This is a genomic window from Paraglaciecola sp. QJM3NY_14 (assembly GCF_056173245.1).
In genome coordinates this window covers 2,174,239-2,199,096 of sequence record NZ_CM149664.1, presented here as the reverse complement: position 1 = coordinate 2,199,096, position 24,858 = coordinate 2,174,239, and the positions used below count along the sequence as shown (strand labels likewise).

15 protein-coding genes and 3 pseudogenes are annotated in these 24,858 nt (G+C 44.2%); 9 read left to right on the top strand and 9 right to left on the bottom strand.

The genetic code is table 11. From position 1 onward, the window contains the following. Positions 1-271 precede the first annotated feature (271 nt). From pedF to AC0VYA_RS09225, 6 genes and pseudogenes are all read left to right on the top strand, one after another. The gene (pedF, locus tag AC0VYA_RS09250) at positions 272-712 is read left to right on the top strand and encodes a cytochrome c-550 PedF (RefSeq protein ID WP_011574675.1); all 441 of its coding nucleotides are present in this window, start codon (positions 272-274) and stop codon (positions 710-712) included. Beyond that, a complete protein-coding gene (locus AC0VYA_RS09245) occupies positions 699-1,583 on the top strand; it encodes a substrate-binding periplasmic protein (protein WP_475490807.1) in 885 nt (294 codons plus the stop codon). Before pedF ends, AC0VYA_RS09245 begins: the two co-directional genes overlap by 14 nt. A 197-nt stretch (positions 1,584-1,780) precedes the next feature. Continuing rightward, positions 1,781-3,544 carry a PQQ-dependent methanol/ethanol family dehydrogenase gene (locus AC0VYA_RS09240; RefSeq protein ID WP_475490806.1) on the top strand — a complete coding sequence of 588 codons (1,764 nt, stop codon included), beginning with the start codon at positions 1,781-1,783 and terminating at the stop codon, positions 3,542-3,544. 309 nt (positions 3,545-3,853) lie between these two features. Then, positions 3,854-4,144 (top strand): YciI-like protein, encoded by a 291-nt coding sequence (locus AC0VYA_RS09235; protein ID WP_475490805.1) that lies wholly within the window; start codon positions 3,854-3,856, stop codon positions 4,142-4,144. Between the two features lie 70 nt (positions 4,145-4,214). Beyond that, positions 4,215-4,683 (top strand): annotated as a pseudogene (locus AC0VYA_RS09230) (DUF3291 domain-containing protein). 135 nt (positions 4,684-4,818) lie between these two features. Beyond that, positions 4,819-6,735, top strand: coding sequence for a sialate O-acetylesterase (locus AC0VYA_RS09225; RefSeq protein ID WP_475490804.1), 1,917 nt, complete (start codon positions 4,819-4,821; stop codon positions 6,733-6,735). Positions 6,736-7,067: 332 nt separating this feature from the next. On the opposite strand, the gene AC0VYA_RS09220 is transcribed toward AC0VYA_RS09225, so the two are convergent. Further along, positions 7,068-7,982 carry a 3-keto-disaccharide hydrolase gene (locus AC0VYA_RS09220; RefSeq protein WP_475490803.1) on the bottom strand — a complete coding sequence of 305 codons (915 nt, stop codon included), beginning with the start codon at positions 7,980-7,982 and terminating at the stop codon, positions 7,068-7,070. A gap of 234 nt (positions 7,983-8,216) precedes the next feature. On the opposite strand from AC0VYA_RS09220, the pseudogene AC0VYA_RS09215 reads away from it, so the two are divergent. Beyond that, positions 8,217-8,609, top strand: a pseudogene (locus tag AC0VYA_RS09215) (transposase); the annotation flags it as partial. 446 nt (positions 8,610-9,055) lie between these two features. Here the strand turns inward: AC0VYA_RS09215 and AC0VYA_RS09210 are convergent. The 3 genes from AC0VYA_RS09210 to AC0VYA_RS09200 all read right to left on the bottom strand — a co-directional run bounded on the left by AC0VYA_RS09210 (position 9,056) and on the right by AC0VYA_RS09200 (position 11,005). Beyond that, positions 9,056-9,496: a hypothetical protein gene (locus tag AC0VYA_RS09210; RefSeq protein ID WP_475490802.1), complete on the bottom strand. Its 441-nt coding sequence runs from the start codon at positions 9,494-9,496 to the stop codon at positions 9,056-9,058. 96 nt (positions 9,497-9,592) lie between these two features. Further along, a complete protein-coding gene (locus AC0VYA_RS09205) occupies positions 9,593-9,880 on the bottom strand; it encodes a hypothetical protein (protein WP_475490801.1) in 288 nt (95 codons plus the stop codon). A 609-nt stretch (positions 9,881-10,489) separates the two neighbouring features. Beyond that, positions 10,490-11,005 (bottom strand): hypothetical protein, encoded by a 516-nt coding sequence (locus AC0VYA_RS09200; protein ID WP_475490800.1) that lies wholly within the window; start codon positions 11,003-11,005, stop codon positions 10,490-10,492. Between the two features lie 689 nt (positions 11,006-11,694). Here AC0VYA_RS09200 and AC0VYA_RS09195 point away from each other — a divergent pair. Next, positions 11,695-12,733 (top strand): annotated as a pseudogene (locus AC0VYA_RS09195) (integron integrase). Positions 12,734-12,916: 183 nt separating this feature from the next. Here AC0VYA_RS09195 and AC0VYA_RS09190 read toward each other — a convergent pair. From AC0VYA_RS09190 to AC0VYA_RS09170, 5 genes are all read right to left on the bottom strand, one after another. Continuing rightward, the gene (locus AC0VYA_RS09190) at positions 12,917-14,497 is read right to left on the bottom strand and encodes a sulfatase family protein (RefSeq protein WP_475490799.1); all 1,581 of its coding nucleotides are present in this window, start codon (positions 14,495-14,497) and stop codon (positions 12,917-12,919) included. 78 nt (positions 14,498-14,575) lie between these two features. Then, positions 14,576-16,093 (bottom strand): sulfatase family protein, encoded by a 1,518-nt coding sequence (locus tag AC0VYA_RS09185; RefSeq protein WP_475490798.1) that lies wholly within the window; start codon positions 16,091-16,093, stop codon positions 14,576-14,578. 201 nt (positions 16,094-16,294) lie between these two features. After that, a complete protein-coding gene (locus tag AC0VYA_RS09180; protein WP_475490797.1) occupies positions 16,295-18,937 on the bottom strand; it encodes a TonB-dependent receptor in 2,643 nt (880 codons plus the stop codon). A gap of 568 nt (positions 18,938-19,505) precedes the next feature. Next, complete coding sequence (locus AC0VYA_RS09175; protein WP_475490796.1) at positions 19,506-21,941, bottom strand: excinuclease ABC subunit UvrA; 2,436 nt, start codon at positions 21,939-21,941, stop codon at positions 19,506-19,508. A 294-nt stretch (positions 21,942-22,235) separates the two neighbouring features. Continuing rightward, positions 22,236-22,523, bottom strand: coding sequence for a DUF6172 family protein (locus tag AC0VYA_RS09170; RefSeq protein WP_011574657.1), 288 nt, complete (start codon positions 22,521-22,523; stop codon positions 22,236-22,238). Positions 22,524-22,986: 463 nt separating this feature from the next. On the opposite strand from AC0VYA_RS09170, the gene AC0VYA_RS09165 reads away from it, so the two are divergent. Next, positions 22,987-24,579, top strand: a complete 1,593-nt coding sequence (locus AC0VYA_RS09165) for an L-lactate permease (RefSeq protein WP_475490795.1) — start codon at positions 22,987-22,989, stop codon at positions 24,577-24,579. The last annotated feature ends 279 nt before the right edge of the window (positions 24,580-24,858 follow it).

The window sequence follows — 24,858 nt, the reverse complement described above, 5'->3', positions numbered from 1 at the left end:
CACACTACTTTGCACACTACAGTTCATGCTAAAACGACTTTTAACATCAGCATATAGAAGAACACCCCTGTTGGAAATTCTAGGCCACATCCGCTAACCATCTGAATTTAAAGAGTTAAGTGCATTTTCACTGAGAAACTTTGTTAAAAATCATCCTAAAGGATGAGATTTAATCTAGCTAAAGTGCAATGTGTGAATGCCCCGTAGATGGGTAAGCTGACCCTCGTTGATTAAATGACTAACCAGTTACATACAAAGAGGATAAACGGTGATGATTAGACATACATTAAGCCGCAGCATTTTTATAGCAGCCATAACGACTTGTTCTTTTGGTTTGGCTGCACATGGCTCTGTGACGCCGCAGAGTGTTGATACCTCAACCATACCCGAGTTAGGCGAAGAATGGTCTGACACAAATCCGTACCGTGACGTAGAAGGTCACGACCGGGACGAAATTTTGCGAGTTGGCTCATCAGCTTACAATCAGAACTGTGCGCGATGTCATGGCTTAGGCGGTGTCTCTGGTGGTATAGCACCGGATTTACGCATGCTAGCCCCTGACTACGATGGCGACGAATGGTACGTATATCGCGTGCAAAATGGGGCTGTCCGAAACGGTGCTGTTTACATGCCTAAGATGACCGAACACCTCAATCAAGAAGCATTGTGGGCCATTCGCAGCTGGTTAGAGTCTGTCAGTGACACCCAGTAAAACCTTACATCGGGTTATATGGGCGGCTTACGCGCTGTTTATCTGCCAAACAAGTCTGGCCCGCCCTTTCGATGACATCATACAAACCGACTTTATCACGGTAGCGGTTTATCGCGATTTCGTGCCTTTTTCGTTTCAACAAAACGGCCAAGATCTGGGCATTGATGTGGAAATAGCCAAGCATATTGCCCAGCAACTAGGCGTAAAGCTCAAGTTAAAATGGGCCACTGCGGATGAGTCCGTGGAAGATGACCTACGTAATAATATCTGGAAGGGGCATTTCCTCGATCGCACCGTGGCAGACCTAATGCTGCGGGTCCCCTACGATAAAAAATACAGCTTGAAACGCGATGACATAGGTGAATTGGTGAACGGCCAAGTGCATATGTTTGCGCCTTACCACGTGGAATCTTGGCAGATAATGTTTGACCAATCAGCGATTGAGTCTGTGCCAACAATTGCGGTTTTCCAATACCACGATATAGGCGTTGAAAACGATTCTATCCCTCAGTTTTATTTGATGTCAGCCTTTGCTGGCCGCATGCGCGACAGAAGCAAGCAATTTGTCACCATCCCTTTGGCGATACAAGCAATGCAAGCAAAAGAAGTGGATGCAGTGATGGGCATGCGCAGTCAAATCAGTTACTACCAAAGCCATTTAAATGACCAGCGCTATCCTTTGGCACAAAACGGTTTCCCGAATATTGGCAAACAAAAGTGGGACATCGGCATGGCCGTCAAGGCGGATTATCGCCAGTTGGGTTATGCCATAGGCGATATTGTTGAGCAAATGACGAAAGACGGCACCATGAGAAAGATATTTGAGGATTACCAGATTACATATGAAATCCCTGAATATTATTCTCCCTGAACGTACGCCTTAAGCTCTCCTACTAAGTGATGAATAAATATCCTACGCCTGAGTCATAGAGCCAATTAAACGCACAGAATACTATGCATCTACCCTAATAAAGGTTCCGTTTTAACGATATGAAATAGACAGCAATGACCTTAATTAGACCCTGAATTCAAACACGCAAAAAACTAAAATTTCATGAGGAAATAACGATGAACAATAAAGGTATGAAAGCAGTATTGTCATTATCAGTGCTCATATCCATTGCACTGTCCCCTGCGGTATCCGCAAACGTTACAGACAAAGATATTTTAAATGACCAAGCGACCACAGATGATGTGGTGTCGTATGGCATGGGCCTTAAAGGTCAACGCTACAGCCCCCTGTCAAAAATTAACGGCGACACGGTGCAAGAGATACGTCCCGTTTGGGCATTTTCATTAGGTGGCGAAAAGCAGCGAGGGCAAGAGTCACAACCTTTAATTAAAGATGGCGTTATGTACGTCACGGGTTCGTATTCTCGGGTTTATGCCATTGACGCCAACACGGGTGACGAACTTTGGCAATACGATGCCCGTTTGCCTGACGGTATTATGCCCTGTTGCGATGTGATCAATCGCGGTGTAGCCCTGTATGGTGAGCTCGTTATTTTCGGTACGTTAGACGCCAAATTAGTCGCTTTGAATAAAGACACAGGTAAAGTGGTTTGGAAGAAAAAAGTCGAAGATTATAAAGCCGGTTACTCTATCACCGCAGCCCCTATTATCGTTAAAGGCAAGATCATTACTGGTGTAGCCGGCGGTGAATTTGGCGTAGTCGGTAAAGTGCGTGCTTACGATGCAGTCAATGGCCAACTCGTGTGGGAGCGCCCTACCGTTGAAGGCCATATGGGTTACATATGGAAAGATGGAAAGAAAACCGAGAACGGCATATCGGGTGGTAAGCCCGGCCAAACGTGGCCTGGCGATTTATGGAAATCCGGTGGCGCTGCGCCTTGGTTAGGCGGCACTTATGATCCTGATGTAGATTTACTCTTCTTCGGCACAGGTAACCCTGCCCCGTGGAACTCTCACCTTCGCCCGGGTGACAATTTATTTTCTTCGTCTCGTTTAGCCATTGACCCAGACACAGGTAAAATAGTGTGGCACTTTCAATCGACTCCGCACGATGGTTGGGATTTTGATGGCGTAAATGAACTGATTTCTTTTGATTACAAAGAAAATGGCAAAACCATTAAAGCGGCAGGCTCTGCGGATAGAAACGGCTTCTTCTATGTTTTGAATCGTGAGAACGGTGATTACATTCGAGGCTTCCCGTTTGCTGATAAAATCACATGGGCTTCCGGATTAGACAAAAATGGGCGCCCTATCTTCGTGGATAGCAACCGCCCTGGCGATCCATCGGAGTCAAAAGACGGCACGCAAGGCACATCCGTGGTGTCTGCACCTGCTTTCTTGGGTGCTAAAAACTGGATGCCTATGGCCTACAGCAAGGACACCGAATTGTTTTATGTACCATCCAACGAGTGGGAAATGGACATATGGAATGAACCTACCGCCTATAAAAAGGGCGCTGCTTACCTAGGTGCTGGTTTTACTATTAAACCCATCAACGAGGGATATATAGGCGTATTAAAAGCAATCGACCCTAAAACAGGCAAAGAAGTGTGGCGCTACCAAAACTACGCGCCATTATGGGGAGGCGTTTTAGCCACCGCAGGTAACTTAGTGTTTATGGGTAACCCTGAAGGTTATTTACTCGCGTTTGATGCTAAAACGGGAGAAATAAAATACAAGTTCAATACCGGCTCAGGCATAGTTGGCTCACCCGTTACGTGGGAAATGGACGGAGAACAGTACATTTCAGTGTTATCTGGCTGGGGGGGCGCCGTTCCACTTTGGGGTGGTGATGTAGCACAGCGCGTTAAACACTTTAACCAAGGTGGCAGCGTCTGGACTTTTAAACTTCCTAAATAGTCCGCGACCGACCTACTCGTTATTCCTATGCTGTTAAAAATAGCGCTAACGAAAGTGTCAAAAAAATCAAGACCAGCCTAGCTGGTCTTTTTTTGGCAACTCGATAGCATCATACGACGCTTTAATGCCAGTAAACAGCAGCTACGTTTTATCTGCACATTTCACTATTAACCTTATTTATATAATGACTGACACCTGCTTGCACACTCTGCTTTATTTCCTTGCTACTATTTCTCATAACTATGCTGTGTACGTTGAAATCTACTTTAAGATGTACACTGCGAATTTATAAAAAGGATAGGGAACGAGATGTATTATCTGCTGACGTACGATGTTGAGCCTGACTATCTAAAAAGGCGTGAAGCGTACCGAGATGAGCACTTGAAGCTGGCCCAAGCAGCCTGCGAACGGGGTGAGCTGCGTTTAGGCGGCGCACTCACCGAACCTACGTTAGGCGCGGCTTTGGTATTCGAAGGTCCCTCACCTAACGTCGCCGAAGAGTTTGCAAAAAATGACCCTTATGTGCGCCACGGGCTAGTTAAAAACTGGCATGTGAATGAATGGGCGATTGTCATAGGTGCAGGCATTGAGCCTATCTAACCCAAGAATTTAAAACTAAAAACTTGATGTTACTGACAAACTTGACGTCGATTACTCACTAGGAACCCTGATGCCGTTAGCCCAATTAAATATTGCCACCACTTTAATACCCAATTGACGCACCTGAAATGGCTGATTTTGTGAATAATTTAGCGCCTATTAATGCCATAGCAGAGGCAAGCGCAGGTTTTATTTGGCGCTTACAAGATGACAGCGGAGATGCCACGCACATCCCTGCTTTTGATGATCCGAACATGATTGTGAATATGTCAGTGTGGGAATCAATTGATGCCTTAAAGGCTTTTATGTTTAAGACACATCACAGAGATTTTATGCGCCGTAAAAAAGAGTGGTTTCAACACAGTGACGTCGACACCTATGTGTTGTGGTGGATCCCACAAGGATATGCGCCCAGCCTTGATGAAGCTATCAGCAAGCTTACTCTTTTGCGCGATAACGGTGAATCGCCAAGTGCATTCACGTTCAAACGTCAATTCAGTGAAGATGAATTTCTCTCACTTAATCACCATGCCATGTAAGTATCCGATTTAGCGCTAGTCGCTTTATTTTTAGAAGCAAATATCATAAATGAACGGCGCCTATTTCGCCGTAAAACAGCAATATCACACCAAGAAGTTCAACAGTGAGTCTATTCACGTCATAACGGAGCGGCAATGAGACACCTTATTCTTTTAGGACTTCTTTTTTATCTAGGCATGAATAGCAAGGTCAATGCATTGACAATATCGCCGTTATTCTCAGACCATATGGTATTGCAGCGAGAAAAACCCGTTCGAATTTGGGGCGAAGCACCTGCAGCCCAAAAAATCACAGTTAGTTTATTGGGGCAACACTACCTTACCCAATCGGATCGCAATGGTGATTGGGAAATCGTGTTGCCAGCGCACGAAAAAGCCGGGCCTTTTACGCTAACAGTTGAAGCTGATGAATCAAAAACCCTAGATGATGTGTATTACGGCGAAGTATGGATAGCCAGCGGACAATCCAACATGGAGTGGAAGTTAAAAGGAGATGTTGTTGGCAATCAACAAGAAATCATTACGGCCAATCGACCTCTCATTCGCTTCTTCGATATACCCGATACAGTTGCTGCCACTAAACAGCGGCACTTACCTGATAGCCATTGGCAGGTCGCTTCGCCCCACACCGTTGGTTATTTTTCCGCGGTTGCCTGGTTTTTTGCTCGAAAACTACAACAGCAAGAAGATGTTGCTGTGGGCATTATCGAGAGCAATTGGGGCGGCACACCGGCTGAATCTTGGATTGATTTGGACGTTGTCGCTGCCACGCCAGGGTATGCCGAAAAGAGTGCTAAGGTTAAAGCACAGCACAACTGGCCCAAAATACTTGCTGATAACAAAGCGAAGAACGTAAAAAAATGGCAACGGATAAACGATCTCGAAGGGGCAAAGCGACAAGAAGCTAACGGATTAAATTATGACGATAGCCATTGGCAAAACATAGAATTGCCCAACAAAACGCCATTGCATCATTTCGTTTGGCTACGCAAAGAGTTCACGTTGACTAATCTACCCGACTCTCCCATCACGTTAAGTTTCGGCGATATCGTGCAGAACGCTTTTATTTTTATTAACGGCCAACACTTAGCGAGCGAAGACTGGAAGACCCATGAGTCAGTTCACGCTATACCCACAGCATTGTTGCGACAAGGCACAAACATTATCACGCTGCGTGTTAATAGCGACTGGGATAATCGAGTGATTGTCGGTAAAAAAGGGCAAATATTTTTAGACATAGACGGCTCTAAAATCGACCTCTCTTCACATTGGCGGTGCAATAACAGCATCGAAGCTCCGATGCCTAAAGTGACCAATTACAGCTTTACCCCAGGCTTTGTGTACAATGCGATGATCTACCCATTACTGCCTTTTACCACCCAAGGCGTGATGTGGTATCAAGGTGAAAGCAACATCAACAAGCACGAGTATTACCACACCCTTTTTAGCAACTTAATAGTTAACTGGCGTGAGCGAGCTCAAGCTCCTGAATTGCCATTCTTTTTCGTACAAATATCCGCTTATCTTCCACCAAGTGAATTGCAGCCTGATAGCAAATGGGCTTACCTGCGAGATGCCCAGCGACAAACCTTATCCATACCCAATACCGGGATGGCAGTGTCGATAGACGTTGGCAGTGCTGACGATTTACACCCCAAGCAAAAACGCCAAGTCGCAGAGCGTTTGTGGCGCCAAGCCGCATTTAAGATATACGGGCATAGCCTAGTGACAAGTGGCCCCGACTTTGTCGGGTTAAGTGCTAAACAAGGCAAAGTTGAGCTTGAATTTAACAACGCTGAAAGACTGAGTACGACTGACAATACCCCATTAAAAGGCTTTATTATTGCCGGCGCTAACAAAGTATTTCGTAAGGCGCTTGCGCACATTGAAGGCTCAGCTGTCATTGTTTCTCACCCAGAGATTAACAAGCCCGTTGCAGTGCGTTACGCCTGGGCCAATAACCCTATTGCCAACCTTACAAATAATGAAAACTTACCTGCGGTGCCCTTTAGAACAGACGACTGGCTTGAAGGTGATGTCAGCGCAAAATAGCACTGCGTTTTGTTAAGTATTTAGCGTTCAAGATTAAGTGTTGAGACTTAGCGTTCGGATGATGATTAGGGCATGCGGCACAGCACTTGACACTGATGGCGCTGAGTTAAGACTGGATGCGCGCTTTTGAGCTAAACGCTGACACTGCATAACCGACAACTAGAGCATTCAATCGAAATAGCACAAAGCGATAAGCGCCAAATCGCTGAAACTTAGTTAACTTTAAGCTCAGCGACGATAAATAATGCTGCTTAGCTATCAACGTAGCGGTATTTATTGATAAACTAAATTTGCGATTTTAACCGCAGCCGACCTTGCTTTGATGCAATAGCTTAAGGGTTTTGCTTTATGCGAATATCACGATAAAAGACTTCTGCTCCCTCTGATTGAAATTCAATTCTTCCTTTTGTGAGCGGCACGTGTTCCCCATCAATCACTTGCCTTGACTGATAACCACGAAACACCTCGTGGCCGTTAATTTTATGAATAACCATAGTGTCATCTGCAATAACTTCCATGGAGTCCCACTGGCCGATCGAATTCTCAAACTCGCCTAACTTCAATACACGGTTAGCGATGTCTTTACACAGTGGCATATCCGGATCGTAGCGGTAGAAATGCCAGTCTCCGTCATTTGCATCGCCGCAATGAGTATCAATTAAAACACCATCAAGACTATGATAATCACCGCTATCGCCTACTTGAATTTGCATTTCGTGGCTACGCATCCAGTGATTCATCGATGCGCCAGCCTCTCCTACCGCAAAATACAATACACCGCTATCACGGGGTAAGTTTTCTCTGGGCGGCCATTTCTTATCGCCCCATTTCACGTCAAATTTAAGGTGAAAATTCTCGTATTCTTTGATAGTGCTGATACCGCCCCACTCTTCTCCTGAAATACGTAGCAGCCCCTCTTGCACGCTAAACACATTTTTAGGATCATTGTTGATACCGCGAACAGGCAAGTTGTCAGGATCTTGATAATTGCTGTCTTCAGGTTGGTAACTCACAAAGGTGTGCCAGCCTTGCAAGTCTTTACCGTTAAAAAGCGACACCCACTCACGTTCATCCTCGTCTACTGCAGAGGCTTTTACGTCCAAAGTACGGTTATTCACCGCGTTATTCACCTCCCCTTTAGCTTCGCTGGTAGAGTTTGATGATTCAGATGTTTGTTCACGGTTACAACCTGATAAAGCTAAACACACGGCTATTGAAAAATGTAAGAGGGTTTTATTGTTCGCCATTTTAGTTTCAATTTTTATTATGATTTATTCATCCCACCAGTGTAAGGAATTAGACGCCAAATTCGATAATCAAAACAGGTAACCGGTTTGTGTTATTCCACAACATAGTGGCTGACAACCTCACCGAAAAACAAGCCAGACAGTGTACCCCGCGTTTTCACACTTTTTTGCGGCATTCACCCCTCTGAGCAAGAGTCTTTTTATAAGATTCTAAAGATGGGTGTCTATGTAATTCATCAAGCGAAGAATTGCATCCTACAGAGCATGAAAGGAATAGGAAAAATAGCCTCCGCTTCCATCATCAGTAACCTGCCAGAGTTAGGTTACATGACCAACAAACAAGCCTCTGCGTTAGTCGGTGTGGCTCCCATGAATCGAGAAAGTGGGCGCTATAAAGGGTTGCGGAAAATCCAAGGTGGCAGACATCAAGTCAGAACCGTTTTGTACATGGCGATGATGTCAGCGATACAAAGTAACCCCGTATTTAAGAAAACATATCAACGATTAATCGCAGCAGGGAAGCCTAAGAAAGTGGCTATTATTGCGTGCATTAGAAAGATGGTTGTTATCTTAAATTCAATGCTCAGAGACGGGGTCATGTGGGAAGCGCCAAAGGCTACAAATTAGCTATTGACGCCATAGTCTCTTGTTAGGTTGCGAGCTATAACCCAGAGTAGATAACTTCAACTTCATGCCCCGTATATCTTTGTTCATGGTCTGTATAGACGTATATTAATACTGCACAATCATAAAGAAAGTAACGTACGCAATTATAATTATTGTCTTTAAGCGACGCCTCAAATCGTCCGAAGTCACTATCATAGTGATACCCAATGTAGAGCTTATCGAGTGAGCTTTTTATTTTTTCTAGTGGGTCTCCAGACTGAAGTAAGTTACTTAGGTCTTTATCGAGTTCAGAGGCTGTGACGCCTCCAATATTCTTTTGGCAATAGGTCAACAAAAAAACTACTGGGACCAAAAGAATAAAAAATTTCTTCATAGCAACCTAACGCCCCAAGCAGGGTATTTTATGAGTGTTTTTCAGCGAGTAAAATTCCCGCTGACTTGGTTTGTTAGGTACCATTTTCTGTAGCCTCATTTAGTGCCGCGAGCTTGTAACGAAAAAGCCAAATAACTAACGCTAATAAAAGCATAATAGGCCCAAGTACTAGCCCACTTTTCCTACTATCCCTCTTAAAATCGAGAGAGTTACCGGATTCAGAGTTAAAACAAATACTAGAGTACTTGAAACAATTTATATGCTTACCTTTTTGCAGAGAAGTAAGGGATTTAACCTGCATACTAAAATTACTTGAATGATATACGTATACGATAGGACCTCGACTTTTCGCCCCTATTTGCTCATTTGTATGTATAAAGTCACCAACCTGTGCTGAAACCAACTCACCATTAAAAGTAGCGTTAAATTCATCTAGAACAGACCAATAGCTAATTAACAAAAAAGCTAATCCGCAGAGGCCGATTCCTTTTACTGCGATTAAAACATCTTTCATTTCAGGTTTGGTACCCAACGCTTAACATATGGGGATTTTAGGAGCGCTTTTTCAGCGAGTAAAATTCCCACCATGATGTTTTTGTTATGTATTGCGTTACTTAAGTTGAACATTACAACTTTCACATTTTTTTACGCTTAACCCAGCACCTAATTTTTTACCACACGCAGGACATTTCCAGAACTTAGTTAAATAAACAACATTTGCTATCATAGCGACCATGAATAGTAAGTTTGCGTTAGAGCGGCTAATTCCGATAACGCTGTCTGTGCCAGAGAAAAATATAATAGTTAAAGGCAGCAACAATATTCCACCAATAACTCTGAGAAGAATTGAATTGCGATTAATTTTTTTGAATTGTTCTTTAATTTCTTGTTCAGTCACACAAAATTCCCAAAAGATACATAACGCTTAATATATGGGGATTTTACGAGTGTTTTTGGCCGAAGGCCAGCGAGTAAAATTCCCACCATGATGTTTTTGTTATACACCCGTTTGTTTACCTTTTTGCCAATGATCTGGATAAGTACTTTTAAATACGATATTCAAATACTCGTGACGACTAATATGTTTTTTAAGATACGAGCGCCTAAAGTAAAGTGCAGCTAAAAGTGAGCAAGATGTATAGAGAAAGAATACTAGTAAAAAAATGGCGAGCGCTAACAATTGCAGATTTGATACAGAGTCACTATTTTTCAATGGTTCGTTTATATCAATCCCAACAAAATCTAAATATTTAAAAAAGACTAGATAGGTAAGAAAAAAACCTATGATCGAACCATACGTACCAACCTTCGCCGATTTTTTATAGAAATACGGCTTTAAGTTCATTTGGCTTCGAATTGCACGTCCTAAAATAACAATCTCCCTGAGGGTGTATAACGCCCTAATCAGAGGCAACAAAATAGCTGGTTACAATTGGCGACGCAGGAGCAAAAACCAACTGTTTTTTGTCCTTTTGAGTGACTTGTTAGAGGTTTATTGCACATTAACCTAATCCAACTCTTTTTCTAATACAGTAAAAAACAGCAGTATATCTTTACAAAAATTTAATGCGGGAACACCTTTACTCTTATGAACGCCTATTTGAAAATCATGAGGTAAGTTATTACCTGTTTCCATTATGCCAACCCCTCCGTCATGAGTACTTGTATTACGGAATTGATATAGCATTTTAGTTAACTCTGATAAACCAGATGTCTTCACAAAACCTGATTTTCCACGAGTTTTAAAAACTTTAACGTATTTTTGTAACGTTTCTAGTGACTGCCAATCCTCTATGGGTTCACCTGAGTCAGGATCACAATTAGCATAATGAAAGTAAGCGGCTTTGTCTTCTAAATACCCATAACATGAATTAAGAAATGCCCCTAATAACCAACGAAATTTGTCTCTATTACATTCATTACTCAAAAGGTTATAGAAAAAATTACATTCGTTTATTTTATCATTAAGAACAACAACAGCAGATAAATCTATATCTTCGAGAATATGACGTAAATCTGCCACGATAAAACCTCTAACGCCCCAAGCAGGGGATTTTATGAGCGTTGTTCAGCGAGTAAAATACCCGCTGACTTGGATTGTTAGGTGCGATTACTAAAACCTTTGATATATAAACGCCATGTAACAAAGGCTAAAGTTGAGGCAAGAGTAATTAAAAATATACCTATATAAATGAAAACATCAAAAATACTCACAAGATAATTCCCCGCATCTACATGAGCATCCTTCATACCTTGCACAAGAATTAAGCCTAATTTTTCGTTTACTTCCAAATCTCCGGATTTAACTTTATCCGACAACTCTATATAGATAGGATTACTATCTATATTCTCAATTTTTTGTACATTAAGATTAATACCTACTTTACCGCCAACAACAATTCCTACAGCGGTTAAAAATAAAAGAGTTATTAATATAGGATTTAGCGATTTAATTTTACTACTCCATTAGCACCTAACAATATTAATAGCCGGAAAGGTTCCGTGATTGCATCCGCGTATTAAACACGGAACCTTTCCGGCTTTCTACATAATTCATTTCTACCACAGCCACTAACTCATTGTACAGGTTAAATTTTTTCCAGATTTATGTTTTTTACCTGTGGAAACACGGAAAAATTCCTAAATCTTGCTGTTATACGGATTATTCACTACAACTGTGCAAATATACAGTTATTTAAGGAGAGTTATCTTATGCCTAAATCAATGTTCTTGAATATGATAAAGGATGAAATGTACCAATTACGTTATTCAAAACGCTCTATTGAAGCTTATCTTAAGTGGATCAGTAGCTATATTCATTTTCATCAGAAAAAACACCCTAATTTAATGCACGATAAAGAGGTAGAAGCCTTCCTTTCACATTTAGTTTTAGAGTTAGATGTGGCTGCATCAACCCAAAAATCAGCGTTAAATGCCTTGGTATTTCTATATCGCGATATAATTCGTCAACCGCTAAATTTTAAACTTAGTTTTATTAAAAGTACTCGCCAACAAAAACTGCCAATCGTTCTCACTACTGATGAAGTGAGGAATTTACTCGCAGTTGTAAATGCTCAACAGAAGTTAGCGGTATCAATTTTATATGCAAGTGGCTTGCGTTTGATGGAATGTGTGAGATTGAGAGTCCAAGATATAGATTTTGATTTCAAATCCATACGGGTTTGGAATGGTAAAGGCGGTAAACATCGGGTTGTTACATTAGCCGATGAGCTTGTACCTACTTTGCAACAACAGATCACTGTCGTAAGACAATATCCGGATGCAGATCAGCTAAACCCAGAATACAGTGGCGTTTATCTACCTCATCGTCTAAGGCTTAAGTTTAAGAACGCCAGCCGCTCGTTACAATGGCAATATATATTTGCTTCTCGTCAATTATCGACAGATCCTGAAGACCAATCATTAAGACGTCATCATATTGATGGGTCTACGGTGCAAAAAGCAATACGACATGCCGCTAAAAAAGCCAACATCCCTAAAACCGTTACCCCCCATACGTTACGCCACTCTTTTAAAAAATGCGTCCTTGCATTTCTCCCTACGGGCCATCCTTCTGATGTTCAAATTTAATTCCAGACAAATTTGTGCGACCCATCTTTTACAATCCGGCGCTGATATTCGCACTGTGCAAGACCAGCTAGGTCACAGTGATTTACGCACTACGCAAATATACACCCACATTTTACAGCGCGGCGGTAACTCTGTGGTTAGCCCTTTATCAAGACTATGATGCACTTTTAAAAAGGCCCGCAAAAAGAACCGACAACCGATCCTTTTTACGTGCCTGAAAACGTAACGAGTTATAGGAAGGCCGATGTAAAATCCTATATAAAGGCTTAAGCAAAAGATGACTTAGCACTTTATGCAATGTATTAAAAAGTGCCTATAACGACCGTTCCCTACTTGTTAGTTGTTATTTGCTATATCTGAAGCCTTTTTCGATAAGTTGTTGGATCTTTTGCTCCATGGCGTTCACTAGCGCTGGATAATCCTCGGCACGGTTCGTTTGCTCACCAACATCATCCGTCAGGTCAAATAGCTGTGGCGTTAACGCAAAGCCCATTTCTATGTCTTTATTACCGAGCCAATTTGGTAACCCTTTTTCTTTACTGATTGCTTTGATGTATTTCCAATTATGCTTACGCAAACCTAACGTCCCGACGGCTTCTTCTAATAAGTAGGTGCGCGCATTGTTGGTTTTGCCTAAAAATGCATGCATTACATCAAGGCTGTCAATGGCTTCTTTTTTTGCCAAAGGCTGCTTTACTAAACCTGCCAGTGAAGCATAAATATCGACTTGAGAGATAAGCGCGCTGCTACGTGTATGAGCGGTGTTACCCGGCCAATATACAATCATAGGGACGCGCGTCCCTCCTTCAAAGACACTGTATTTACCGCCGCGAAAAGGCCCAGCGGGCAAATGTTCGCCTAGCATTTCGGCGGCCATATCATCGTAGCCATCGTCTAATACCGGTCCGTTATCACTGGTAAATATCACTAAGGTGTTATCGGCTACACCTTGAGTGGTTAGCGCTTGCATAACTCTGCCGACAACCCAATCCATTTGTGCAATTGCATCACCTCTTGGCCCCATGGTACTTTTACCTTTGAAACGTTCGTTAGGTAACCGTGGCACGTGTATATCTTGAAACGAGAAGAACAAGAAGAACGGGTCTTTCTTACTTCTTTCAATAAATTCGACCGCTTTTTGCGAAAACACGTCGGGAAACTCTTCATCTACCCACAAGGCCTTTTCTCCACCACTCATGCTGCCGATGCGGCTTATCCCATTCACGATCGTTTGGCTGTGCTGTAGGTCTGCTTTCATGCGCAGCAACTCTGGGTTGTCAACGCCGGTAGGCCTATCTCCTACTTTGTGATCGTAACTGACTTCAATAGGGTCACTGCTTTCTAAGTTGACCACTTCATGACCTTCTAAATACACAGTGGGTACCCTGTCGCCGGTTGCTGGCAACAAAAAGCTGTAATCAAACCCAATTTCTAATGGCCCTGGTTTAACGTCTTGGTTCCAATCAACTGAGCCTTCGCCTAAACCTAGATGCCATTTTCCTATCACCCCCGTGGTGTAACCGGCTTTTTGCAACATGCTTGGCAAAGTCGCTTTGCCCGGTCGAATTAGTGCGGGGGCATCGCCAGGTAAAATAGCGGCGTTTTGCCGAAATCCGTGTTCACCGGTGAGCAGGGAATAGCGCGAAGGCGTGCACGTTGATGCAGTGCTGTGGGCGTCAGTAAAATTAACGCCTTTGCTCGCTAGCGCATCTAGATTAGGCGTGTCTACCCCTATCGCACCATTTGGAGAAATATCCCCATAACCTAAATCATCTACGTAAAAAATAACTACATTGGGCTTTTGCGATGCCTGCTGTTTCAGTAAAGGTTGTTCTGCTGCGCACGCTGAGGCCACAGCTGATAAGGCAGTAACGCCCATGATCAAGGGTAAATAGTGTGACATTGTTGTTCTGTTAAACATCATTTTGAATTTGCTCCTAAATAGTGAATGAATCCTTGAGCTCTTGATCTCTTAAACTTTTACAGCAATTAACCAACGACTTTACTGGTAGTGCCATTTAGCGATCCAAGGATCCTGAGTCTCTTGTTGAAATATTTTAAGCTGGTATATGAGTTCATGTTTTACACGACTGAACTGGGGTAAATCAGCGAGATTATGCTGCTCTTGAGGGTCGTTTTGCATATCAAACAACTCAAACTCAGGGCGATGTAAAAAGTCCTCGATCTGGCGACCCGCATATTGAGTGTTTCCGCGGCGACGCACATCTTGCCAGATTAAGGACTGCTGCAAGTCCGCAGCAAAGGGGTAACTTAGCTCATGGGCAATATTCCAAATCAACTTATATTGCTTGGTTCTCACCATGCGCATGGGGTAATACATCATCACTTCGTGCATGGTGTGAGAGGCATATACATGGTCCCAGCCTTTAGGCTGTTCGTTTTCTAAAATTGCTTTGAATGATTTGCCCTGAACAGTGGTCGGCATTGGTTTAACGTTTGCGTATTCTAAAATAGTCGGGGTTAAATCAAGCCAAGAGACCAACTGATGGTGACGGGTACAGTTTTGAATGTTTTTTGCACAGGAAACAGCGCTATTTTTCTGCGCTGGCGCTTTGACAATTAACGGCAGATGAATACCTGCATCGTACAAGTTGGTTTTCGCACCAGGAAAGGCAATGCCATTATCCGACAAATACAAAATTAACGTGTTGTCGTATTTACCCTGTGCTTTGAGTATTTCAACCAGCTTGCCTACACCTTGGTCAAGGCGAGAGATAGCCTGATAGTATTGGGCTATTTCTTTTCGTGCAGCGGGTGTGTCGGGTAAGTACGGCGGCACCAACACGTCATCAGGCTGATACACGACCTCTTCGATGCCTGGGTAACTCTGTTCACGGTTACCAAATCGATTTGGCTCGGGATAGGTCTCAAACGGGTAACCTCGATGTGGGTCGTCACTGGCAAAATACAAAAAGAACGGTGCGCTGTCGCGACGGATAAATGCTTCGCTTTTTTGAGCCATTTCAACTGGGCTGCGTGCGATTGAGGTCATATCATTGGCTGCGCCTTCTGATAACACGTCATCAAATTTAAATACGCTGTTTGGCCCTAAGTGATATTTACCTATTCTGGCTGTTCGATAGCCGTTTTCACTGAGCATGACCGGCAATGATTGCACGTCATCAAAACTACTGAAATGGTGCTGCTTATGCTGCAAGCCATACATCCCATTAGTATGATTATGTTGACCGGTTAACATAACTGAGCGACTAGGGCTACAACTTGACACAGTGGCAAACGCATTCACAAACCGAGCGCCCTCTCTTGCCAGCGCATCGATATTTGGGGTTTGGATCACGTTATTGCCGTATGCCCCTATGGCATCTAACCCGTGATCATCTGCCACAATCATTACCACATTTGGCCTGTTAACTAGGTTATTCTTACTTTGCTCGCTTTGTGCAGCAGCGTTTGCTGTACAAAGCACCAAGGTAATGATGCACAGAATCTGCGCTTTAATGCATTTCACGATAAACAACCCTACTGATTTGCGTAACACATCCACTACCCGCTGTGTTAACGCCGAGCAAAGGAGAATAAAACAACAGAGCAAGCATACCGCTAAGCCCCTGTTCTTTTTCTTACGCGAAGGATACATCCAACACACTTAGCTATTGCTGACTCATGGGTTGCTGAGGCATCCATCGCTTAAAAACGACTTCTAAGGTCAGCCCAGCGGTTTGCCATACAGCTAGGTGGATTAGAAGGTATACGACACACCGACCAACACTTGTCTTTCAGTGGCGATCCAATGATATGGATCATACTTATCCCCTGCACGATATTCGAAATGGTCGCGTCTGAGCAGGTTTAAAGCATCCAAAGTGAATCGGAAGCTCTCAGAAACGTTGTAGGCCAGCGATAAATCGAGTTGCCCAAATCCTTCTTGGGCGACTTCTGTGGTCACTAAAAAGTCTGAACGGTAGTTATATGACAAACGGCCTGAAACTAAATCATCTTCGTAAATGGCGACCAAGTTGTAACTGTTGTCTGATAGGCCCTCTAGTGAAATATTAGGCAGTAATGGATTCGGCGAGGGCACATCTGAGTCCACGTAGGTGTAATTCGCCTGTACGCCTAAACCATCAAATGGTGCAGGTAAAAAATCAAAGAACTGTTGGTAAGCAAGCTCTAAACCACGCACTGTGCCAGAACCGCCATTGCTTTTACGCAAGATAACAAAGTCATTGCCACCAATGGTTTCTTGGCTTTCAGAGGTTTGTAAGAAGCCGTCAATGTCTTTGTAGAAAATAGCAGATGACGCCATACCGCCACTGGCAAAGTAGTACTCAAGGCTTAAATCTAAATTGGTTGCGGTGAATGGGTCTAAATCTGGGTTACCACCGGTGCCGCGACCTTGCTCAAAGTTGAGGTTTAACGACGGGGCCAAATCACCAAAATGAGGGCGCGAAAATGTTTTCGAACCCGCTAAGCGAAGCAGCAGCTCATCGTTCAATTCAACTTTCAAATTGAACGAGGGCAAGAATTCACTGTAATTCTTTTCACTTTTTGTGCCTTGGTAAATAGGCGCTCCACTTTCGTCCGCATTTCCGGTATCAAAAAAATAATCCGCTGTCGTATCGGTTTGCACGTAACGCCCGCCGATATCGCCACTTATGAAATACCCTCCCACTTCGGTTTCAAGGTTGGCTTTTATATATAGGGCGGTTACATCTTCTTCATATTCAAATGAATCTCTGGGGTTTTCAGTTTCTGATTGCCCTGTGAAGCCATAAAATTCACGAATTTCATCGTTGCGAGACAACAAGTAATTAGGATTAACGCCAACATAATCATTGGGGAAATTGCCACCGTCATACTCGTCCATAAAATCGTCCCACGCACTGGGCTCGACTAAATTAAGCGGGTCGTCACTGCCATAGGTCGCGCCCGAGGCATCAAATATATGATTGTTTTGAATATTTTTAGTGGTGCCTAAACTGGCGAAGCGCAAACCCGCTTCGATGGAACGTACCATTCCTTCGTCAAATGCGTAATCAATATCCAGCTTGGCCGCAGATTCATCTGCTTGTAACTGGCGGCTTTCATGACGCCATTGAACGATATCGAAATTACCCTCATCTGTTACGTCAAAAGTACCAAAGTCCACCGAGGGTGGCTGATTTGGTATCCCGCTGTTATTTATCGTAACAGGCAAGGCGTCCCAGCTGTCACGAATACGGGTATTGTGGAAGTTGGTGTCGTTGTCGGTATCAACGTAACTCACCTCCCCTTCGATACTCCACGGCCCAGCAACTGTTTCAAAGCCCAGCGCTAAATCGTATGTCGTGGTGTACCTGTCATCAATCATGCTCAGAACATCAAAGTTCATGTCGCTCAAGGTAACCGACTTAGGGTAAACGTTGTTTTCATCTATATTAGAAAAATCAGCGTCAACCGTATTTGCACCATCAAATCCCCACACAAACTCTTGGCGCAACTGCGTTGTGGAATAATCGGTGTAACCAGAGTCAAAATAGAATTTGGTATCGCTGTTTAGAGAGACATCAATGCCTAAGGAGTAAACCGTACGCTCTCTATCCCCCCATGCTGGGGATGAGTTAAGAGAAGCACTGGTTTTGGCACCATCAGGCGCAGTGCCACCTGCAAAATCACCTACGATGGACGTGGCACTAGAGTTACGCACTAGGTCTTCACGATATTCTCGCTCTAAATAAGAAACACCAAAGATAACCCCTATTTCACCGCCATTGTTGCCGTAATCCCAGATATTCCCAGCCACTAAAGAACCTCGTGGTGACCATTCTTTGGATAAATCACCATAGTGCTCTTTCACACTACCGGCTATTGTAGGACCGCTTAAACTTAAAGCATCGGTGCGCTCAATATCGACCACTCCCCCAATGCCGCCCTCTAATATGTCAGCTGAAACTGATTTATATACCACCACGGAGCCAACCAATTCTGCGGGAATATCTTCAAAGCTGGCAAAGCGGTTAATACTGACACCGGAGGCACCGCCAAAATAGTTTCGCCCGTTTAATAAGGTTGCGACTTCGTCTAAGCCACGAATAGACACACCGGATGCTTCACCCCGAGAGCGGGATATTTGAATCCCTGGAATACGTTGCAACGATTCAGCGACATTTAAATCCGGAAATTTGCCAATATCTTCCGCTGAAATAACGTCTGCTACCTGACCGGATTCTTGTTTGCGCGCCACTGAGCTGGCAATACTCGAACGTATGCCTACCACTGAAATTTGCTCGATATCTTCATTGGCACCTGTGTCAGCCGGACTTTCTTGGGCCCATAATTGACCAGTGCTGATAATCATAGCGATGGATGATGCTAGAAGGGTGTGTTTTGTTGTGGCTCTCATTTCGTTCTCCATGAATTCAATTCTTATGTATTCGTTATTCGGTCTGTTCTATGAGCTTATCTTTGCCAGGTCTCTACATTCACACCAACTTCAGCAATTGCCCACTTCAAACTTGTAAATAAATTAGCATGTGATTAACAAGATAACAACACCTCAAATGAAAACAGTTTCCTTGATATAATAAAACAAACAATGCAAGAAACTCCCTGACTGCGTAGCTGTAGAAGATTAAAATATTATTGAAACTTTATAAACTCTGTACCACAGAGAATAAAACCACTATTAATGATAACGGTTTACCCTAAAATGACACGATACAGGGAAACGTTGTAGTAGATGAAAAAAGGACAGGTTATCTGCAGAAAAAGCCCATAGTCGTAGCAGGGGCATGAGAAGCTTTTGTATATGGCGGATATAGAAGACAAGGACTCAGATAGGTGAACAAGAGGAACAATAGGTAGAAGAACAGGCAGGTAAACATCCGTGTTTGGCACTGGAAAAAGCAGTACTGGTGCAACGCGTAGCCTGTGATAGCAACTTGTTTAACCAGTACTACAAGCCCGAAACGTTAGACAAACATAAAGGGCGCGGTTCGACTTTGCTTGTTGATTGCGACATGTTTCGGTTCGCCTTGGGCAACCACAGCCCCGCCCTTATCACCGGCTTCTGGGCCAATATCAATGACCCAATCACTGCTACTGGCGACACGCATATCGTGCTCAACCATGATCACCGTGTTGCCGGCATCCACCAGTCCGTTTAATTGCGACATCAACATAGCAACATCTTTTGGATGTAAGCCTGTGGTGGGCTCATCTAAGACGTACAGCGTGTCACCTTTTTGTACTCGCTGTAGCTCAGTGGCTAGTTTGATACGCTGAGCTTCACCGCCTGATAGCTCCGTGGCAGGTTGGCCAAGGCGTAAGTACCCCAGCCCTACTTTGAGTAACGCATCTAATGCTCGAAGCACGGGCGGCTGACCCGCAAAAAATGTGTGGGCTGCCTCGACCGTCAAATCCAGCACATCAGCAATGTTTTTGTCGCGATACGTAATTTCTAAGGTTTTGTCGTTGTAGCGTCGACCTTGGCAGACCGGGCAAGGTGAATAAACACTAGGTAAGAAGAGCAACTCAACACTCACAAACCCCACCCCGTCGCAATTACTGCAGCGGCCTTTGGTGACATTGAACGAAAAGCGACCTGCGTCGTAACGTCTTTTTTTCGACTCATCGGTGTTGGCAAACAAGGTACGGACGTGATCGAATAACCCAGTGTAAGTCGCTAAATTGGAGCGCGGGGTTCTGCCTATGGGCTTTTGATCCACCGTTATTAAGCGTTTCACATGCGCTAGGCCGTCAACAATATACCCACCTGTGCTCGTCTGGGTTTCTTGTTCTAGCAAATCGGCTTCATCAGTTGGCACATCAACAGTTTTCTTTACGCCTAAGGCCTCATTCACCAGCTCAACCAATGCTTGACTGACTAAACTTGATTTGCCCGAGCCAGACACCCCCGTCACTGTTGTCATCACGCCTAAAGGAAACGCCACGTCGATGCCTTGCAAATTATTTCGCTCGATTGAAGCAAGCTTTAACCACGCCTTTGCCTCGCGTGGTGTATGCTCCTCACCCACTGACTGTTCGAACAAATGCGTAGCCGTATGCGAGCGTGAATTACCTTCGAGTCCTTCAACTGGGCCGTTATAAATAATGTCGCCGCCATGCGTCCCTGCATCCGGCCCTACATCGACTATCCAATTAGCATGGCGAATAACACTCACATCATGCTCGACCATAAACACGGAATTACCCGCCGTAATCAATTCATCAAGAGCCGCCAATAGCGCCTTTTTATCGGCTGGATGCAGTCCAGCGGATGGCTCATCTAGTACATAAACCACACCAAATAGCTGGGAGCGGATTTGTGTTGCCAGGCGCAAACGCTGCAATTCCCCCGGCGAAAGTGTAGTAGTGCTTCGCTCCAGTGATAAATAGCCAAGACCAAGATGCGTTAGAGCCTCAACTCTCGCTAAAATATCACTGGCCAAGCGCTGAGCCACGATGATCTTTTCTCTGTCCTGTAATTCATCGCTGGGTTTGGTACTCGCTGTTGACCGTAATCTTTCGGCCAAGTCCGTTAAGGTTAATTGCGATAACTGTCCAATATCCAAACCCGTAAAGGTGACCGATAATGACGCCCGCTTAAGCTTCTTACCTTCACACTCGGGGCACTGTGAAATCTGCATAAACTGCGATACGCGCTTTTTCGTACGCGGACTTTGCGTCGTGGCAAAAGACTGTAAAACAAAGCGCTGGGCGCTGGTGAACGTGCCCATATAGCTGGGCGCTTCGCCATTTTCAATGGCGGCTTGAGTCTGGGCTAAATTGTACTCAGGATAAACTGGCACTGTGGGGGTTTCATCGGTGAATAAAATCCACTGCCTGGCTTTTTTAGGCAAGTCCCGCCATGGGGTATCGATGTCGTAGCCAAGAGAGACCAGAATTCGGCTTAAATTGGCCCCTTGCCATGCAGGAGGCCACGCGGCAATCGCTTTGTCTCGTATGGTTTTACTGTCGTCAGGCACCAATAGTGCTTCGGTCACATCGAAAACACGCCCGATGCCATGGCATTTGGGGCAAGCGCCTTGGGCGGTATTTGGCGAAAATGAGTCAGCGTATAAAATAGATTGACCGACGGGGTAATCACCCGCGCGGGAATAAAGCATCCGTAGGCCATTTGAGATGGTGGTAACACTGCCAACGGAAGAACGCACTGAAGGCGTGCCTCTTTGCTGCTGCAGGGCAACAGCGGGCGGCAAGCCATCAATAGCGTCAACATCAGGCTCTTCTACCTGATCAATTAGTCTTCGTGCATACGGTGAAACGGAGTCTAGGTAACGTCGTTGAGATTCAGCAAACAATGTACCAAATGCCAGCGAGGATTTACCTGAGCCTGAAATGCCGGTAAACACCACCAAGGCGTTACGTGGTATATCAAGACTCACATTCTTTAGGTTGTGTACGCGCGCACCACGCACCCCAATACAGTGCTCTGGTCGGCTGAGTATATGGCTGGCTTTGTCTTGAGGGATGATTAACTCTCCTTTGAATCAGAAAATACTTGTGGTTTTAGTACATGACTCGCTGAAAAAAGTTCACAACAATGCTTTATAAAAACACTGTAAAACTCAGGATAAAGCCCTTAAGAAATCAAGAGAAATGGTATTGTGTTTGCAGATAAGCCAGTAGAGCATTGCCTTAGGGATTTACACCAAAGGGAATGCCCCCTAGATAGGCATTTACTCAGTTAATTTTTTAACACCGGGCTTGGCAAGAATTTCCAAGTAAAAAGAGGCAAGTTCGTTTTTTTCGGCTTCATCAATATGTTGGTTAATCGAACCAAGATGGATGACTTGTGCATTGGCCTCATCCACGCCAAAACGGCAGTCAAAATCCCAGTAATCAGCGCCCTCTGGAAGTGACTTTTTTCTCTCTCGTCTAAGGTATTTCTTTACTTCAAACTTAATTGCTTCAACTAATCTTGGCAGTTTGATTTTCGGATGAGACAGAACGAAGGTTTTTTTCATGGTAATTACTCGTATTAGCCAAATTCATATATGGCATTCAATAGAAAGGTATGGTGTTGCGTTTGGGCTTGTAGAGGCCAGTACGCTAGCAAAGGTAGGTTAATCTTTATCCAATTAAACAAGCCTGTTTAAATAAGAAAAGTGTCACCAATGGATGTTTTCATAATAAAGATTATACAAGAACTGATGTTCAATAGATGTACCTATTCATAATTAATCCTGTTTCGTATTTGATAACGTCATTGCGCAATGGCGCGAATAAAACCGTGATCCCCTTTTAAGTGTATGATTGCTAACAACCCAGCTAAGAAAATTTTACTTCAGGGCCTTTACTTACCCAATTCAACACTGCTAACGATGTACATAAGACGGCTTTCATTCACCGCCACAATAGTCTTTGACATCAAGCCAAAAGCGCCATAACAATACCCGTTAAGGGAATCACTCGTTTCAAAGGCCATCTATGCTGTTACTCATAAGTGCGTATTTACCCGTTGCAGTTCTCATCTACTTGATGACGAAAAAACACAGTGTAGCGGCCAGCAAAGCATTGCCTTTGAGTGCATTAATTGCCTACCTGTTAGTTGTGTTTGTATTTGATTTTGAGCTACGGCTAGTGAATGCCTCGGTCATCAGCGGTTTGTTGTTGGCGCTTACCCCTATCATGATTATCGCCGGGGCAATTTTTCTGTTTCGGTGCATGGAGGTTACCGGTGCGTTAGGCATCATCCGTAGTTGGCTAAATCACATCAGCAGTAATGCAATCGCCCAGCTTATGGTCGTAGGTTGGGCTTTTGCCTTTTTGATTGAAGGCGCAAGCGGGTTTGGCACTCCTGCGGCCATCGCCGCGCCAATACTCGTCGGATTGGGCTTCCCTGCCCTTAGGGTCGCCATTGCCTGTCTTATTTTCAATACCATACCAGTTACGTTTGGCGCCGTGGGGACCCCTATTTGGTTTGGCTTAGCCTTAACCGAACTCCCCCCTGTGTTACTGCAAGATGTTGCTTGGAAGTCGGCGGCTATCAATACGGTTGCAGCCCCCTTTATCGTCACGGCGGCACTGGCGTTAGTGGTCGAGAAAAAAAACCAGCTTAAGCAAAACTGGCTATTTATTGTGTTATCGACCTTCTCTTGCACCCTACCGTATTTGATATTGAGCCACATATCGGTGGAGTTTCCCTCTCTGGTGGGCGGCTTTATCGGCCTAATACTTACCTTGTTATTGGCCAAGTATAATATTGGCCTACAACAACGCCAAAATAACCGCCAACCTTCGGCGCAAGCATCGGTACAGGTATCAATGCCCACGCTGATAAAAGCCAGTTTTGCGCTATGGGGAACAATATTGCTATTGGTCGTGACACGTATCCCTGAGCTGGGCATCAAGAGCTTACTGCAACTCACATCACCCGCATGGGTCAGCAGCGCTGGGCCCTTAGGCGACATCAGTATCAGTGCATCACTGGTTATTAAACTCGAACGCATACTGCAAACGCCCATAAACTGGCAGCATAACACCTTGTATGTGCCCTCCATTTTACCATTCGTATTAATGGGTTGTTTAACGCTGTGGTTGTTTAAGAGTGGCTCATTCGCAAACGTGGTGAGTCACACTAAAAACAGTATGAAAAAACCAGTGATTGCGCTTTTTGGCGCCTTAGTCTTTGTCAACATGATGATGCTCACTGAAGAATATTCTGCGGTGAGTTTAATTGGTCAACATTTAGCAGGCATTAGTGGACAGTACTGGGGGTTCTTCGCCCCATTTCTTGGTGCATTGGGCTCTTTCTTTTCGGGTTCAGCCACCATATCAAACCTCACATTTGCCGGTATTCAGCAGACCATTGCCAGCGATTTGCAGTTGAATGTCACAACGATTTTGGCTTTACAATCGGTAGGCGCCGCCATGGGGAACATGGTTTGTATCAACAACATAGTGGCAGTGACGTCTATTCTCGCGCTACAAAATAGTGAGGGCTACATTCTCAAACGCAGCATGCTGGTATTACTACTCTACGGTTTAATTGCTGGGAGCATGGGGATGGTTTTCGCTTAGTGGCGTTTGGTTTTGGTTTGTTTTTCATGCGCGCACGCGCCCCACGTAAAGGTGGCTCGCGTAAGCGAGCTTTGGGCTACTGTTCTGTTATTTCGTGTCATTGTTAGCCAGCGCAAGTGCTAATCTAGTCGCTATTTTTAGGGCCTGCGTCGCGTGCACAATGTCGGCGTTAACGATGAGATTCAAATAGGCTAAATATTCTTTATATTCTGCGTTAGGCGATAGGATCCACTGTTAACAAATTGATCACATACCCTTACTACATGTTTCAGCCGACAC

Bases quoted from the DNA above. Each gene is read 5' to 3' on its own strand.
- pedF (WP_011574675.1), top strand. From the start codon at position 272: ATGATTAGACATACATTAAGCCGCAGCATTTTTATAGCAGCCATAACG.
- AC0VYA_RS09240 (WP_475490806.1), top strand. From the start codon at position 1,781: ATGAACAATAAAGGTATGAAAGCAGTATTGTCATTATCAGTGCTCATA.
- AC0VYA_RS09235 (WP_475490805.1), top strand. From the start codon at position 3,854: ATGTATTATCTGCTGACGTACGATGTTGAGCCTGACTATCTAAAAAGG.
- AC0VYA_RS09225 (WP_475490804.1), top strand. From the start codon at position 4,819: ATGAGACACCTTATTCTTTTAGGACTTCTTTTTTATCTAGGCATGAAT.
- AC0VYA_RS09220 (WP_475490803.1), bottom strand. From the start codon at position 7,982: ATGGCGAACAATAAAACCCTCTTACATTTTTCAATAGCCGTGTGTTTA.
- AC0VYA_RS09210 (WP_475490802.1), bottom strand. From the start codon at position 9,496: ATGAAAGATGTTTTAATCGCAGTAAAAGGAATCGGCCTCTGCGGATTA.
- AC0VYA_RS09190 (WP_475490799.1), bottom strand. From the start codon at position 14,497: ATGATGTTTAACAGAACAACAATGTCACACTATTTACCCTTGATCATG.
- AC0VYA_RS09180 (WP_475490797.1), bottom strand. From the start codon at position 18,937: ATGAGAGCCACAACAAAACACACCCTTCTAGCATCATCCATCGCTATG.
- AC0VYA_RS09170 (WP_011574657.1), bottom strand. From the start codon at position 22,523: ATGAAAAAAACCTTCGTTCTGTCTCATCCGAAAATCAAACTGCCAAGA.
- AC0VYA_RS09165 (WP_475490795.1), top strand. From the start codon at position 22,987: ATGCTGTTACTCATAAGTGCGTATTTACCCGTTGCAGTTCTCATCTAC.